The following is a 15,907-nucleotide window of genomic DNA, read 5'->3' as shown; positions in this document are numbered from 1 at the left end:
AATTATATTTTTAATAAAAACGCCTGTTGATCGGATCAACAGGCGGTCTGTGCGTTAAAAATGTTAAGTTTAATTGCTTATTACCATGGTACGATACGCATAAATATCTTCAATGGTTACGACACTCATTTCTTTTTTGATGGCAAAGTCCACAATTTCAGGAAGCCTTGCCATGGAACCGTCTTCATTCGTCAGTTCACAAAGTACGGCATCTTCACCAAGATTAGCCATTTTTACAAGATCTACACTGCCTTCGGTATGTCCGCGTCTTTCGAATACTCCATCTTTTCTTGCAATCAGAGGGAATACATGTCCGGGACTTGCAATATGTTCTGCCTGCGCATTTGCTGCTACAGCAGTTCTGATCGTGGTTACACGGTCTTTTGCAGAAACTCCTGATTCCACTCCTTCTCTTGCTTCAATGGAAATAGTGAATGCGGTTTGATTTTTTGAATTGTTGTTTTCCACCATCGGACGAAGGTTGAGGTGGCGGCTTTTTTCTTCAGAAATACATAAGCATACGATACCGCTGCATTCTCGGATCAGAAGCGCCATGTCCTGTTCTGTAATAGTGGAAGCGGGAAAGATGATGTCGCCTTCATTTTCGCGGTTTTCATCATCTACCAGTAGGATACCTTTTCCCTGTTGTAATGTTTGAAGTGCTTTTTCTACACGTTCCCTGGAGGTAGCTCCGAATTGTTCTAATAATTTTTCCATGTTATTTTACTTTTAAAAGTTAAAATACTCTTCGGTACATGGAAATGAAATACAACGCAACAAGAGTCCATAAGGAATCTTATTGGTCATCTCATTTTCTTCTCCCATCCAGACTTTAACTGTCGGTTCCGGAATTTCACCAGATCAGTCCTTTCAAAAGAAAGGAGTCGCGGACTGTAACCGCCGGTAGGGAATTTCACCCTGCCCCGAAGAAAACTTATACTAAGTTTTGCTGTATGTTTTAATTTAAATTTTTATTTCATTGAATAGTATTTAACGCACAGACCGCAAATTTCGGGAAGTTTTTTGAATTGGAGAAGCGTTTTTAATCATATTTAGCAATTACTCTTTTGGAATTTATATTTTCAGGTTGTTCTTAATATTTTCTCCATCTTCTTTCCTTTCGCCAGTTCATCAATCAGTTTGTCCAGATACCGGATATTTCTCATGAGCTCATCATCAATTTCTTCTACACGATATCCACAGATGACTCCTTTGATCAATGAAACATTTGGGTTAAGCTGAGGTGCCTGCTCAAAGAAAGTTTTAAAGTCGGTTTTGTTATTGAGTATTTTCTGCAGATCATTTTCATCATATCCCGTCAGCCAGAATATAATTTGATGTACCTCTTCTTTAGTACGTCCCTTTTTCTCAGCTTTTTGAATGTAATGTGGATAGACACTTGCGAAAGCGGTTGTAAAAATTCTGGTGTTCTGCATGAATACATATTAGATTAATTTTTTAATAACGCCACCCAAAATGGTATTGAATTCATCAGGTTTTTCCAGCATAGGATAATGTCCGACTCCTTCAATGGTAACATAATCATAGCTGTTCAAGTATTTACGATTGTTTTCCAGATGAGTAGGAGAAGCGTCAGAATTAATAGCTATAACAGGTACCTGAATCTGCTTCGCAACCATTTTGAAGTCTGTTTTATACAAAGGCCACAGAGCATTGATTGCCAATTCTGGTTCGTGTTGAAGAAATTCATGTTGTACTCTTTCTCTTACAGCAGGCGGTGTTCCTTCTGCAAACAAAAATTGTGGCAGAAAGTTTTCCACAGTGTGTTTGAAATCCTTTTTGTATTGCGAAAGCACTTCTCCAGCCTGTTCTTCTGTAAAAGATTCATCCAGGTTTTTTAACGTGTCCATCAGGATGATCGCTTTTACCTTGGGGATTTTTAAAGACGCTTCCAGGACATAAGCTCCGGACATCGAATGTCCTACCAGGATTATTTCCTGAGAACTAACAGCATCAGCAACTGCTTTAATATCATCAGCATATTTTTCACTCATCCATTCCTGTCTTGAAGAATCCGATTTTCCATGTCCGGCAAGATCCAATTGTACAATGTGGTACATGTTGTTGAAATATTCCTGCTGGGCTGCCCACCATTCAGTATTCCCAAGCCACCCATGGACGAAGATCAGAGTAGGATTTCTATTTCCGGATTCTTTATAATGAATTCTCTGGCCGTCTGATGATATTGCGTATTTTTCCATATTAAATTAAAAGTATTGGTCTATTTTATTTTAAAGTCTAATTTACGAAAAGACTGTTGGAAATCTAATGATCAGAATGTAAAAATATGTCTGTATTGAATGGTAACTGTAGAATTTATCTTTTAATCTCAGGTTGATGATAATGATCTCATAAAGTGTTCCCGAGAGATCTTTAAAATATGAATGCGAAAAGCTAAAAAATGTGGAAAACTTATCCACAGAACTTATCCATACTGTTTTCTGTTGTGGAAAAACCATAAAAAAATATATGCATTGTAAAACAATGATTTTCATTTATTTATGCGGGTGTTTTTTGATGGTGTAAAAACTTATCCATACTTTATCCACAACAAAAATTGAATCACAGAAAGTTATCCACAAATAATTGAAAATGCGGATAACTGCCTGCGTTTAATTTAATTGTTTTAAAATCAGATATATAAGTTTCTTTTTCTTACTATTCTAAAAGTCTCTATGGTACTTATCCACAAAGTTTATGATTCTAATGGATTAATGATAGTAAATGATTTTCTGTTAACCTGGTAAAATATTCCATTTTCGGTAGACTGAAGGTTTTTAAATTCCGAATCTATTGAGTAAAATTCATCTGTTTGAAGATTCCAAATGAAAAAACTTGTTTTGTCTTCATAGGTTGAATGAAATATGATATTATCTGCCTTTGCAGATACAGACCTGGCACCTATGCATAGAGGTGGAACTTTATAGCTGGCAAGATTAAAGTTATTGAGATCCAACTCCTGTAAAAGAAAATTTCCATAACCATTAAAAACTATTTTTCCATTTCCCAAGTTGGCAGCACAATAACAATCGATAAGCGGGTTTTGTACATTACCCGAATTAAAACCAAAAACTTGTTCTCCTTTATGATTGAATACAGCCAGGGCATCACAGTCAGGTTTCTCACCTCTCAAAATACCTTCATCAAAATATGAGACTATTATCTTTTTGCCATTTATTTTAATGTCATTTATTTAAGTTCCAATATTAAATCGGGCATAGGATCTTCCTGTATAGTCAATGATTAAAGCATTTTCTATTGAAGTTGGGTGATGAAGTACAATTAAAATTTTTTCTTCATTAATGATTTTAGCCATTACAACATCCACTCCTAATTCTAATGGTATTGTTCTGTCAGAGAGTACAATTCTGTTTCTGGAGGTTATCGCAATAAAATTCCCGAGCTCATCAGTTGAAAGGTGTTTGATATTCTCCTGAAATAAATCGAGTTCTATGGTTTTAGTGGTCATAATAATGGGCGCAAACTATAAATTACTATCTTTTAAATGGTAGAAAAGATATGTCTTTTATTGCTGATCTTTGTAAATATTCCAGAAATTAAAATCGGTCATAGGAGCATCAGTGATCCCTATATTTCTTCCCATTGTTACAATCTGCCCTCTGTGATATGTCCCGTGAAGAATAGCATGCTGGATGTATTCATATTTGGAAAAATCACATTGAAACCATTGGGATTCAATCTTCACATTTTTTGCAAGATCCTCTTCAGATAAGCTTTCCACATAATCCACCAGCTTTTGAGAATTGTTTCTTATGGCATTGAAAACATCTTCTTTGTCGGTGGTTTCTGTAGTTTTAGTAAAATCAAAATCATTTTTTTCAGAAATATGGCTCCACCAGTATTCCTGTGTTTGCCAGATATGATGTAATGTTTTTAAAATAGTAGGAAAACTGGAAATAGTTTCCTGATTCAGCTGTTCGTCAGACTTTGTGGATAACCAGTCGATGTATTTATTGACTACCCAATTGTTGTACTGTACACTTTTGTTGACTAAAGTTTTTAGGCTCATACTATTACTATTTATTTAGGTTGTAAGGTGATGTTATAATCCAAAATGCCGGTCATTATTTGTATTCTCAGGATTGATGAGGGCTTTATTGCTATAGGTGGCCGCTTCGAAATCATTGATATTGACAGAAAGAAAAGAGATGTCAGGAAGCAATTCTGAAAGCCGGATACTGATCTGTTTCGAAAGATTAGCTTTTTGTTCAGTGTTGCGGCCCTGCATAATATAACCGAACACATGCAGAAAGTTATTCTTGCCGGCTCCTAATCTGTAATATGGATATGGATGGAGCCGTACTTTGATGTCATTGGGAGCAAACAGCCCTGTTGCATCAGCCACTTCGTAAACGGCATCCATTAATTCATCGGGTGTTCTCTGCTGAAGAATATCCTGCGAACAATCTATAATAAAATGGGGCATAGATTATATTTTGTGTTGATTTTGTGTGAGATAAAAATAATAAAAATAGCAATGGATATTCAAAATAAAAAACCATTCTGAAACAAAATGGTTTTAATATGTGTAATTTTTGCTTTATTAATGCGGTTTTATAGATTTAATTTTTTAATGGAGTATTGTGGTTTTACCGCATTGGTCATGTCAAGGATAATATCATAAATTCCATCTTCATAGATGGGGAAATCATAGGCATCGAAGGCCATACTTTTATTATCATTATTCAGACCCAGGCTATATCCCCAGTCATTATTAAATCTGAATTTTAAATTACCTTTATTCAGTTTATAATTTTTCAGAAAATAGATATTCGGGTTTTTAGGATCTGTTTGTAGTGGAATATCTTTTCCATCCCAGCCATTGGGGGTGGCATTTCCAATAATTCCCCATGTAAGAGCATTGGTGTTTCTTTTGGCTGTTTTTACCGTTCCATCCCAGAAATGTATGACCAGGGTATTTATTTTTCCATCCTGATCCGGCTGAAATGTACAGGTGAATTTTTCATCCAGCTGAAAAGAAGTTTTGCTTTTTGGTAACAGAGCGTTTCTGGGATAGCTGCCCTCTTTGAAAACCAGTTGCCCATCAGCACTCTTAATATAAAAGTTTGAATTTTCAGTGGAATAAACTCCTTCCAGCTTTTTTAAATCCTCTGCACTCACTTTTGCAATGGTCGGGATGCTATATGGTTTATTGTACAGTATTTTTTCTACCAGAGGAAAAATAAAATCCGTGTGTGAAAGTTCTGAATTTGAAATTATAATCACACAAATATCATCCTCCAGAACTCTGTAATATCTGCTTCTGTAGCCAGGTCCGCCGCCATCATGACCCACTCTTTTTTTATCAAATACATTCGAAATCTGAAAACCTAAACCATAGTGATCCTTAAGGTAAGGAGTAAAAGCTCTGTCTGTAGTTTCTTTTTTCAGAATAATATTGTTCTTTAATGCTTCATTAAATTTAAAAAGATCTTCCACCGTAGAATACATGGCTCCGGCTCCAAAAGGATGATCGGTTTTGAAACGTAATGCTTCGTTAGAGCTTTTATCTGATAAAAATTCATATCCCAATGCTTTATTTTTATCTGTCACATTATTAAAGTTGAATCCACTGTGATTCATTTTCAGGGGTTTGAGGATGTTATTTTCTATGACTTGATCATAATTCAGACCTGTAACTTTCTTGATAATATAACCGAGAATATAATACCCGGAATTGGAATAATCCCAATCTTTTCCAGGGGAAAAATTCAAAGGTTTTGCAGTAATGTATTTTAAAAATGTTGCTTCATCTATTGTATATTCAGAGTTCGTATCATTGGGAATTCCTGAAGTGTGGGAAAGAAGATGGGCAATGGTAATGCTGTCACCTTTCGGAAAGTCAGGGTAGTATTTGGAGAGTTTGTCGTTTAGAGATAATTTCCCCTGTTCTTCCAGTTGAAAAATAACCGTTGCTGTGAACATTTTTGTGGTGGAGAAAACCCGATAGAGGCTGTTATTGGTGTTTTTCTCTTTTTTAGGAGCATTTCTATAGCCATAGCTGTTTTCAAAAATAACTTTTCCTTTTTCAGCAACTAAAACAGAACCATTGAACAGTCCTGCTTTTTCATACGTGGAAAATAACTCTTCCAGCTTCTTGGATTTTTGTGAAAAAAGGGGATGTGTTGTAAGTAATAAAACCAGACACATTACAATAGCTTTCATATAATATTTTAAAGTAAGACACTTTTAGGTGTGATAATATTACATGAAATTTTTGAATTCTTTTTGTTGGAGAAAGTGATGCTTTGCCTGATCAGTTTTTTTCATTGTAACACCAGCTTTTTTTTATTTCATTCACTATTTCACTGGCTCTGGTTTCGGTGATCCAATCTACAACTCTTATTTCGGTGCTATTTTGTATAAAAACAACAGAATAGGTTGAGCCGCTCAGAGAAAAGTGATAGCGAACACCGAATTTATATTTTTCTACCTGGAAATCTTTTACCTGAATCTGATCAATTTCTTTTTTTAGATAAGTTTTCGGACTTGCAAATAATTTGTTTTTATATCGGACTGTTATTTGTTGTGGTTCAATAATAAGTATTGTTTTTCCGAAGGTATTCCATAACCAGATATACAAGAATAGTATAAAAAACGCTGCAAAGGGAGCCGTAAATGAAATATAATGTAAAATGAAAAAGAAACCTTCCTCCTGAAGGCTTGTAAGAGGAATAATAATCAGAATAATAAAAGTAAGCAGGAGTAAACCCAAGCCCAATATAATGGTCACAGCCCAATTGGTTTTATTTTTTATTTTAATGGTGGTGGGCATATTTATTTATCTTTAGGCAAGTCTTTTTCATAGAGTTTTGTTTTCTCAAGTCCGAAATTGTTGACCCTCACCGTTAGTGAATTCAGTTCCTAAGCAGGAAGATTTGAGGAAAGCTGATCTTCTAATTTTACTATTCCCGGGGTTACCCAATAACGGCAAATATGATTTTTTTGTTGTCAAAAATAGGATAGTTATAAAGGGTTACAACTAATACCAGACCTGTAGCAGCAATGACTTTTTTCATGGAGAATATTGCTTATTTTTTGCTTTTAAGTTGAAAGATATTTACTTCAGGATCGGTTCCATCACAAAGCCAGAAAGATAATAAAGCTCCTCTTGTAACAGAAGAGCTTTCAATATATCGTCAACATTCAATTAGCGATAAGGCAGATTGATCTCTTCAATTTTTGTTCTCAAATCTCCAATAGTGAAGGTTTCTGAATTACATTGAAATTCAGGAATGTCATGTTTGGATAGAAAATCATTTAAATCATCACAGTTTTGCAGAATATTAAATTCTTTATTGTCTAAATCTAAAACAATCCCTTTGGTTTTTCCGTTAATAGAGTAGGCAAGAGGAGTTAATGCTCCTAAAAAAGCCTTGGACCATAAGCCTTTCATGTTTTCTTCAAAATAAATGAATCTTCCATAGTTCAGAACTTTGCAAAATCTTGAATATTGGTCAGGATCATAACCATTATCTTTCTTGTTGGTGTATTTTCGATAGGTCTGAAAATACATTTCTCCTTTATGCGAAACAGCTAATGGAACTTTTACCCTCTTGTTTTTTTGTTTGAAATAAAAGAATGCTTTTTCCGGCATGTCAAGAGAATCACATTTTTCGCAGGCTTTGAAATAGACCTCTTCGGTTGAAGATGGTTTTTTATTTAAAACATCTTCCAAAGTCATATAAATGCCTTCCGGAAAATCTCCTTTTTTGATGGATGGATATTCTTTTTCTTGTGCAGTTACTATGCTGGAAATAAAAAGAAGAGCAAATAAAATATACAGTTTCATGGGTTTATTAATTTTTTAGCAGAGCAAAAATATAAAAAAGTTAATGGGAAATCATTATTGGAGATATTTTATTCAATACCATAGAAAGTAATTCTCAATTATATTATTTTCTAAACTGTAATGTCTGAATTGCTTTTAAAAGTTCTACCTGACTTTCTTTCTTCAGATTAATACCATATAAATTAAACTTGATATTTCCTATGGGATCTGTTTTGAGGCTGTCAATGTAAATTCCTGTTATTCCTTTTCCAATTTGTTTGGGTTCTACTATTTTTGCCTTATATCCATCAATTTTTTTATAGGTTATTTTACTTTTGACAAAATCTTCCCTGTTTGTATTTTTATCAATGACAATAAATTGGGTTGTATCAGCCTTTGGATTCACTGCTAGAAGTTCGTTGAAATCTTTTCTGCTAATAATCGCGATATTTTCTTCTAATGAATAGGAATAAGGTCCGTAATCATAAAAAATCGAATCATTATTTTTTGTGATGATAATTCCGGCATTACTATCACAAGCTTCCGGTTTCAATTTTTTCCAACTTCCTGGAGCCTTTAATCTAAAATCACCAAAATCTAGTGACCGTATTGAATTCTCGGAACAGCTCAATAGTATAAATGAAGCGAAAATGAATAAGGATGTTTTTTTCATAGCTTTATTGGAACATGTTTTATAAAGGGTTGTTATTCCTTTTTTAGCTGAATTTTATTTTTTGTAAATCCTGTTAATATGTTGTGCTCAATACTATATCGGGTTGAGTCTGTTTTTAAAATTATTTTTCCGCTTTCATAGTTGCAAACTCCTTCCTGAAATGAAGAAAAACTTCCCGGATTGACAGATTCTGTGATCATAAATGTAAAATCGGGTTTGTGAATGCTGATATAATAATTTTTTGTATTGTGAGAAAAGCTATAGCTGATCCAAATTCGATTTTGGTGTCTTCTGATAGCATTTGACCAAAGAAAACTGGCGATCATAACGGTAACAACAGAATTGATGATAAACAGCAGTGATAAGTTTCTTTTCTTTGTTATCCACAAAATAACTCCTGCAAGCAGATTAATGAAAAATAATAGGGGATAAATTATTATAACTGCAATTGAAATGCTGGGATCTGGATCAATATAGTAGAACCACGTCCAGATAACAATAAAATCAAGGATGGATAAAATTAAAATTTGCAGGGTTAATTTCATTTTTTGAAAAGATAATATTGCATTTTATTGAATGGTTTGATCTTGAATATTTTGCTTTCTAAACTCTTCTGTTTTAATATAGAGTACATAAAAAAAAATCGATTTTAAAATAAAGGTTCCCCGTTCATATCCGTGGTCAGAATTTCACTCATATAATCAAAAAAAGGTCTCATAGCGAGTAAAGTCAGGAGGGCTTCTTTTTGAAAGTTGTCTGATAAAACCTCCTTATCTGTAAATTACGCATCACAAGGAATTGCTTTTTTCGGATTAAATCGATAGCCGGATGGTTTTTATCAAACCCACGAGGTGCCGTTTTTACAGCTTCTCCTTTAAGTTCTCCAAAATATTGTATAAAAGTTTTATCTGCGATAATTCTTTCAATTTCTGTGCTGCTGATTTCAAATTCTTTACGGATACGGAGTAAATCTTTAGCTTCAGGGCCCCAGAATCCACCACCAACAAAACTGTTGCCGGTTCCAGCTGAATATAATAGCCACCTCTCAGCATAGGTTTCGCCCGTGAATATCCCACTCCAAAATTGGTTTTATAAGGTGTTTTGTTTTTGGAAAAACGCACGTCATTGTAAATTCTAAAAATATGAATTCCTTTGAGCTGATCATGTTCCTGAAGTTTCTCATAGATCTGATTAAAAAAAACTTTGTTTTCTTTTACAATGACATCGTATTCAGATTTATGCTGAGCAAACCATTCCCGGTTGTTATTTTCTTTTAAATGATTGAGAAATTCAAATGCTTTTTTCATGTTGCTGTATGGATGTTTTTATTTTTGAATATTTACGAAAAGTCTTTTGTCTTCTTGTAATTTAATTTATAGGCTCAACGATTGGAGTAACTGAGTAGAACGCTTTAGCGACCTATTTTTTTGTTCCAGAATGAGCTTGTATCAATTTTCTTTTTTTCAGCATGACGAATTGGAAAAATATCTTTTGCAATTCCTTTTGATAAATTGCCACCCCAAAATATAATGTCACTGCCAAACATGGAAAGAACATTTTCTTCATGATCCAGTACTAAAAACCGATGTCCCAAATAGGGGAAAATAGGAGGTACATTTTGGTTCTTCATAGTATCTTCCGTCACGCGGTTGGCTTCTATGGTCAGTTTAATTCTTGCTTTTATGATAGGAATGTCATCCGGGTATGAATAAAATGTAGGACCAAGATCAATTTCTCCTTCACCACCATTATTGTCAATTCCCGGTTTGTCAAGACCATTCATCGTTCTGTAATAGTTTTTTAATGACTCAGGAAAGGTGATGTTCAGTTGGTTCTGGAAATCTTCTAATTCAGACTCTGACAATCCTTTTTTCCATTGGCTTCCTTTCTGAATCTGGAATCCCCAGCATTCCATCAGATCTACTTTCTGCCAATATTTTTCACTTTTCTTTTTTATCCATTGAAAGCTTGAGATTGAATTGTCCAGTTTTTTAAATTGTCTTTTTTTCATAACATTTCTTCTGATATTGATACAAGATCCCGGAGGTTAGAGCCGTGGGTTATTATTCTTATTCTCTGTTAATCTTTGCCTCAAGCTTTCAGATAACAAATTGTTTTCCAGTAAATATCTGGTCATTATTTTCAGGAAATATCGGCATTTCTTTAAATAATCTTTGTCAGGTAAAACATTATCGGTGTCATTTAAATAAGTGTTTGCTCTGTTGATAAATACTCCGGCCCCTTCAAAATCTTTGCTGATGAAGAGTGTTCCAATCAGAGAGATGTAAGAAACAAATTTATATTCACTGTGGTTTCTACGTAAATATTGAGGAGGCATTTTTTTATTCATCTCCTGAAAATAGGATATGATTCCAATATCTTTCAGGTATTTTTCCTTCTCAATGACAAACCAGTCGTCCACTATTTCGCCATCAAAATCCATTTCAAGATCATAATACCCGATGGGTTCTAAACTTTCAACATACGTTTCCTTTTCCACACAAAGACTTATTCTTGCCCGGATAATAGGTTCCCGGTATCGCTGTTCAATCAGATATTGGTATCCCTCAAATACAAAAGTAATTTCGTGGCGGGCAAAGCCTCCTATCAATTCTTCAGGATTTTCTGAGAGTATTTTGTGGAGCGTGTGAAATGCTTCATTTTTGAGATGAAATTTTTCTGCTCTTTCGGTGAGTAATGTTTGAAGTTCCTGAGCGTTCATATCATGATTATTAGTCGTCAAATCTACGAATAACAAGAGAATCTATTCAAACATTTTTTTTGTTGCATGAGGTATGATGAAGTACATACTTGTTGTATTTCCATTGTCGAAATTAATATCAAGAATATCCAGAAAATAACCATTTTTATCCTTTCCAGATCCCATTTTTCCAATCTTCATATTAAATCCTTTTCTTAAATAATCCTGCCCATCACTAGGATTTAATGCAAATGTTGGTTCATCAGGACTAAATCCCTGCCCGCTGTAGGCCATCGCATGAAATATTATTCTAGTTTTCAAGAGATATTGATCCGCTGTTTCTTTATGATCAGTTTTAAAATAGGCATAGGATGTTTCGAAAAGTGTTTTCAGGTCGAAAGGGTGGGTTTTCAAAAATTCATCACCCAGCTGAATTACTTTCTCATATTCCTTTTCTGTATTCAATTGATATAATATTTTACCAAATTCAAGATCTTTATAGGGCTTATAAAATTTATTATCTGTAAAACCGATTAGTAAAGCCAGTACCTGCTTATCTGTGAGTGTTGTGTCTATTTTATTATATCTGTCTAATAAATTATCATAATAAAGCTCTGATTTTATATTTTTTGTTTCTTTAAGTATTTTCTCAAAATCTTTTTTATACTCAAATTTATCTTGAGCAAAGCTTAGAAACGGAAAAAAAAGAAATAGGAGGAGAATTCTCATGTTGATATTTATTATTGAATTATACCTTTTGCAGAGTATGTTCTGCATTCCTGACATGTATTATATTAATTCGTTTTCAGGATTATTTTTGAAGCGAATGATGGAATTGATAACAATTTTTTTCGTGTATTATTATTTTACAATTCTAACCTGCTGCAAAACCCCTTTCTCATCTTTAAAACTAAAAATATAAGTTCCCTTTTGTACTCTGGATAAATCTATATTTCTGTTGTAATAGGCAAAACCTTTGTGTATTTCTTTTCCTTCTGTGGAGTAAACGGTAAATTCAAACTGATTGCTGTTATTTTTATTACTGATCACAAAACCGTCTTTTTGTGCATTGGTATAGACTCTTGTTTTAGTTTCATAATTTTCATTGGCTGCGTTTGAAGAGAGTGCATTTTCACTGATATCTGCTGCCTGTATACTTTTAATCGCTGACTTGGTAATAGACGTTGTACTTCCGCCGATAATGTATAAAGTATTGTTATATACCTCCGCTGCAGCATGTCTTCTGGGAATCATGTTGGATGACAACTGATGGAATTTATTGGTTGTTGTATCAAAATAGGCCAGAAAAGTCTGGTTATTATAACCTCCTGCAATAAAAATCTTATCACCGGATACCGCTAGAGAATGTCCGGATATCCCTGAAGGCATCGTATACTGATTGGTCCAGCTATTAGTGTTGAGGTCGTAAACATTGATCATGCGGGATGAGGTACCGTTAAAGCCACCAATGACATACAATTTATCATTCACGATCTTGCCTTTTGTTTCTCGGGCTGATGGCATATCCGGTAATGGATGCCATGTATTGGAAGCGATATCATAATATTGAAATCTTTTAGAAAATACAGTGGTTGCAGCACCGTTTAGTCCGCTGCCACCGAACACATATATTTTTCCATTATGGATGGCAGAACCTGCATTTCCTGTGTAGGAACGGTTAACTGCTCCTTCTGTTACTTTCTGGGTTTCAAGATCTACAATTTCAAGATGGCTGTTTCCCCAACCGTTAAAAATATAGATTTTATTATCGTAAGTTTCTGAATTAGCAAATTTTTTGGGACTTAGAGTAGATTTGAGAACACTCCACTTATTATCCTTAATATTATATTTTTCAATATAATTGGCAGTACCTCCGCTTTCCTGGTATCCATTGCTCACATAGATATTATCATCTACGATGACACTGGTGATGGCACCTCTGCCTGCAGACATATTGACGAGATTTTTAAAATGGAGCGTTTGTGAATGCGCTAGTATCGATCCTAAAAATGAAAGGAATAGTAATTTTGTTTTCAATGGTATAAGGTTTAGTGTTTTTGTTTTATAGGTGTAAAGTCAGCAGTTATAGGGTTGTGTACAAATACATCAGGATTTTCCTTCATTAATATATTCCAGATAATCCTGTTCTAAATTATTAATTTCTTCAATTAAAAAATCATAAATATTTCCTTCAAATACTTCATGATCTTCGTCGTCGTATTTGTCATACTCAATTTTTATCACTCCGTTGTCGGTATATGCCCTGTAGAGATTTCCACTGCGTTTGAAAAACAGTTGTCCCAATGGCTTTTCTTTATATTCAATGGCTTCCTGATGTTTTTCTTCAAATCCCATCCAGGAAGGCATTTCTTTATCCTGCGAAAGTCCGTACACAAAAAATCCATACCCGAATTTCCAGCTTGGAAGAACATCAAATTCCTGGGGACGTTTCCAGATCTCTTCTTTAACTTCAAAAAGTAAGGATCCGAATGAGGTAAGAAAATCCTTAACATCTTCGCTGAAGCTAAACCCTGTGCTTTCTTCATATTTTCTGATTTGTTCTTCAGTTGCAGGATGGGCCACGGAGCCCATCACGAAAAAATCATCATTTAATTTCTTTTTCCTGTCCCAGAATTCTTCTTTTGTTGCCATATTTTGTTTGGTGTTTACGTCGTCAGCATTGATCAGATCGTTATTGAAACAAAGATAAGAGAAAGTTTGGGGATAAAAATTAGTGTGGTGGTGGATTTTGTTTTATTTCTCCAACGTCGGGAGACTTTGTGGTGCGAGGTTACTGCCTTCTTCAGTCGTGCATACTCATGTTAGCAACAATTATTATTTTAATTGAATTTCAATCTTTTTATCTTCCATAAATAACTTTATCCAATTCGGATTTTCATTATTTCCTGGAATGCATTCGATTAAGCTTTTATTATTTTTATAATTTTCTATAGCTCTTTTCCCAAACTTGATTTTCATTTCATAAATTTCATTGCCATTATATCCAATCCAGGCTTTTGTTATTATTTGCTTGTCATTTTTAATATTATTATAAAGTAAAGATTTTGTGTCTTCTGGTAAATGACTTATACCATCACACCAAAAAGGCTTAGCATAATATTTTATCTTTTCATTTTCAATGTTTTTAAAATCCAGAGACCATTCTAAATGACTGCAAAATTCTATATTAAACACTGGTTCATTAAGATTATAATTAAAAGCACCACAATTGGGACATTCAACATATTCTCCGTTCAATTTTTCAAACTCACATTCTGCACATCTGCCATTTCTATTATTTAAATGTTGAATAATATTTTTTGCTTTATTTTTGTCTACATTGAATTCGTCAATTAATTTTTTTTCAGCAAATACTTTTAAATCGTTTTGCATCAAAATATAAAGATCAAGTTTTTGTTCTTCAGAAAAGTTTATAATGATAACTTCATTTTTACATTTGTTGCAATTCATTTTCATTCTAAATTTGTTTTTTTGTTACAAACATCCAAATTTAGAGATTAAATTAACATTAGAGAGTATCTATATATCAAATGTAAATAGAGAGCATTTGAATAAAAATTGTTCTTTTAGAATAGCTTTTATATTTTCCCTTTCCTTTCAAGAAGGAGATACGCTGCATCCAGCATTTTGATCACATGGATGTACGGGTTTATCATATTCCTTTCCGGAAGATTGCTGTATACGCCAAGTGAGAAATAGGCCATCCCGGATATAAAATAATCAAACTCCTGTATGCTGTATTCTCTGAATGCTTTTTTGAAGACCAACAGAGGATTTTGGTATTCTTTCTCAGAAAGCAGGCCAAGAACTAATGGAGAAACTTCTTCCAACGGAGTATTGATGATCCCTTTCTTTTCCTTCATCGCTATGAAATAACCTGCACGGATGAATGACCGCATTGCCTGATAAAAATGAAGAATAACGGATGGGGCTTCTTGTATCCGGCTATTTCGTTTGAGGGCATAATTCATAATGCTGTTTAGTTGTTCTTTGGATGCTGTAAGGTCATTGAACTGAAAATAGGTTTCCATCAGCTGTAAGCCGTAGTATTTTTTGTGGCCTTTTCCCAGCCGGGACTGAAAGTCTGTTCTGCTTTTTTTCATGAGTCTGTATTTTTTTAGTGATTTATGAATGATTAATTGGGGTACATTTTTTTGAACCATTAAGAATTTTTAAGGGATTAAGAATCATTAAGATCATAGCTGAAGCTATGTATTCAGCAGACTGCTTCATCCATCTTTGATGGATCTTAACTTATCTTATTCTCTTCATTTTCCTTAATGGTTTTAATTTTTTGTTTTATTGTATGACTTTACTGGCCATAAAGGAAGAAGTTCTGAACTTTCTGCCCATACAAGCCTTATGAATAGTGTAGAATTTGTGTTTTTCTAAAAGCCCGGAAGCCGCAATGGATTGTACACCCCATTGTACCGTATCATGATACTTTATGTGGTAAAAGCAGGCTTAGAAAAAGATGTTTGTAGAAGAACAGAACGACATGAAAATAAAAACGGCATGAGACTCTACAATATCCGCTTTTGAGGTACTGGTATACCCTGCACACAGATAAGAGAGCCCACGCCTAGGTCGTGAGCTTCCTGCTTATCATCTTGCGTGCATAAAAATTACCAGTTTTCAAAAGCAAGGTTCTAAGCAATAGCTTCTATATTTCTTTGAAGTATCGCAAAATTACTCTAAT

Annotated in this window: 19 protein-coding genes, 1 pseudogene and 1 riboswitch; all 20 genes and pseudogenes read right to left on the bottom strand. The window is 34.1% G+C overall.

Annotated features, from left to right (window positions below):
- Positions 1–69 precede the first annotated feature (69 nt).
- Positions 70–717 (bottom strand): 3,4-dihydroxy-2-butanone-4-phosphate synthase, encoded by a 648-nt coding sequence (gene ribB, locus FB551_RS14355; RefSeq protein ID WP_047435297.1) that lies wholly within the window; start codon positions 715–717, stop codon positions 70–72.
- A 92-nt stretch (positions 718–809) separates the two neighbouring features.
- Positions 810–935, bottom strand: a riboswitch (FMN riboswitch).
- Positions 936–1,082: 147 nt separating this feature from the next.
- On the bottom strand, positions 1,083–1,436 hold the full coding sequence (locus FB551_RS14350; protein WP_047435295.1) for a DUF2200 domain-containing protein: 354 nt from the start codon (positions 1,434–1,436) through the stop codon (positions 1,083–1,085).
- A 9-nt stretch (positions 1,437–1,445) separates the two neighbouring features.
- Positions 1,446–2,222, bottom strand: coding sequence for an alpha/beta fold hydrolase (locus FB551_RS14345; RefSeq protein WP_142017967.1), 777 nt, complete (start codon positions 2,220–2,222; stop codon positions 1,446–1,448).
- A 494-nt stretch (positions 2,223–2,716) separates the two neighbouring features.
- A complete protein-coding gene (locus tag FB551_RS14340; protein ID WP_142017966.1) occupies positions 2,717–3,154 on the bottom strand; it encodes a hypothetical protein in 438 nt (145 codons plus the stop codon).
- Between the two features lie 60 nt (positions 3,155–3,214).
- Complete coding sequence (locus tag FB551_RS14335; protein ID WP_142017965.1) at positions 3,215–3,490, bottom strand: hypothetical protein; 276 nt, start codon at positions 3,488–3,490, stop codon at positions 3,215–3,217.
- 57 nt (positions 3,491–3,547) lie between these two features.
- Positions 3,548–4,051, bottom strand: a complete 504-nt coding sequence (locus tag FB551_RS14330; RefSeq protein WP_142017964.1) for a DinB family protein — start codon at positions 4,049–4,051, stop codon at positions 3,548–3,550.
- Positions 4,052–4,084: 33 nt separating this feature from the next.
- Positions 4,085–4,468, bottom strand: coding sequence for a 5-carboxymethyl-2-hydroxymuconate Delta-isomerase (locus tag FB551_RS14325; protein ID WP_142017963.1), 384 nt, complete (start codon positions 4,466–4,468; stop codon positions 4,085–4,087).
- A 128-nt stretch (positions 4,469–4,596) separates the two neighbouring features.
- Positions 4,597–6,207 carry a serine hydrolase gene (locus FB551_RS14320; protein ID WP_142017962.1) on the bottom strand — a complete coding sequence of 537 codons (1,611 nt, stop codon included), beginning with the start codon at positions 6,205–6,207 and terminating at the stop codon, positions 4,597–4,599.
- A gap of 91 nt (positions 6,208–6,298) precedes the next feature.
- Positions 6,299–6,817, bottom strand: coding sequence for a hypothetical protein (locus FB551_RS14315; RefSeq protein WP_142017961.1), 519 nt, complete (start codon positions 6,815–6,817; stop codon positions 6,299–6,301).
- Between the two features lie 375 nt (positions 6,818–7,192).
- Positions 7,193–7,834 carry a hypothetical protein gene (locus FB551_RS14310; protein WP_142017960.1) on the bottom strand — a complete coding sequence of 214 codons (642 nt, stop codon included), beginning with the start codon at positions 7,832–7,834 and terminating at the stop codon, positions 7,193–7,195.
- Positions 7,835–7,937: 103 nt separating this feature from the next.
- Positions 7,938–8,486: a hypothetical protein gene (locus FB551_RS14305; protein WP_142017959.1), complete on the bottom strand. Its 549-nt coding sequence runs from the start codon at positions 8,484–8,486 to the stop codon at positions 7,938–7,940.
- A gap of 32 nt (positions 8,487–8,518) precedes the next feature.
- Positions 8,519–9,031 carry a hypothetical protein gene (locus FB551_RS14300; RefSeq protein ID WP_142017958.1) on the bottom strand — a complete coding sequence of 171 codons (513 nt, stop codon included), beginning with the start codon at positions 9,029–9,031 and terminating at the stop codon, positions 8,519–8,521.
- 104 nt (positions 9,032–9,135) lie between these two features.
- Positions 9,136–9,793 (bottom strand): annotated as a pseudogene (locus FB551_RS14295) (DUF2461 domain-containing protein).
- Positions 9,794–9,897: 104 nt separating this feature from the next.
- Positions 9,898–10,497, bottom strand: a complete 600-nt coding sequence (locus FB551_RS14290; RefSeq protein WP_142017957.1) for an SMI1/KNR4 family protein — start codon at positions 10,495–10,497, stop codon at positions 9,898–9,900.
- A gap of 36 nt (positions 10,498–10,533) precedes the next feature.
- Complete coding sequence (locus tag FB551_RS14285; protein WP_047435269.1) at positions 10,534–11,208, bottom strand: hypothetical protein; 675 nt, start codon at positions 11,206–11,208, stop codon at positions 10,534–10,536.
- Positions 11,209–11,250: 42 nt separating this feature from the next.
- Positions 11,251–11,916: a DUF4919 domain-containing protein gene (locus tag FB551_RS14280; protein ID WP_167497857.1), complete on the bottom strand. Its 666-nt coding sequence runs from the start codon at positions 11,914–11,916 to the stop codon at positions 11,251–11,253.
- A 132-nt stretch (positions 11,917–12,048) separates the two neighbouring features.
- Entirely contained in the window at positions 12,049–13,224 is a 1,176-nt protein-coding gene (locus tag FB551_RS14275; RefSeq protein ID WP_142017955.1) for a T9SS C-terminal target domain-containing protein, read from the bottom strand.
- A 69-nt stretch (positions 13,225–13,293) separates the two neighbouring features.
- The gene (locus FB551_RS14270) at positions 13,294–13,839 is read right to left on the bottom strand and encodes an SMI1/KNR4 family protein (RefSeq protein WP_142017954.1); all 546 of its coding nucleotides are present in this window, start codon (positions 13,837–13,839) and stop codon (positions 13,294–13,296) included.
- Positions 13,840–14,022: 183 nt separating this feature from the next.
- A complete protein-coding gene (locus FB551_RS14265) occupies positions 14,023–14,658 on the bottom strand; it encodes a hypothetical protein (protein WP_142017953.1) in 636 nt (211 codons plus the stop codon).
- 128 nt (positions 14,659–14,786) lie between these two features.
- Entirely contained in the window at positions 14,787–15,311 is a 525-nt protein-coding gene (locus FB551_RS14260) for a hypothetical protein (protein ID WP_142017952.1), read from the bottom strand.
- Positions 15,312–15,907: the final 596 nt, after the last annotated feature.

The sequence above is a fragment of the Chryseobacterium aquifrigidense genome (genome assembly GCF_006716485.1).
GTDB lineage: Bacteria > Bacteroidota > Bacteroidia > Flavobacteriales > Weeksellaceae > Chryseobacterium > Chryseobacterium vietnamense.
The sequence above is the reverse complement of the archived record's forward strand: the minus strand, read 5'-3'. Positions and strand labels throughout refer to the sequence as shown.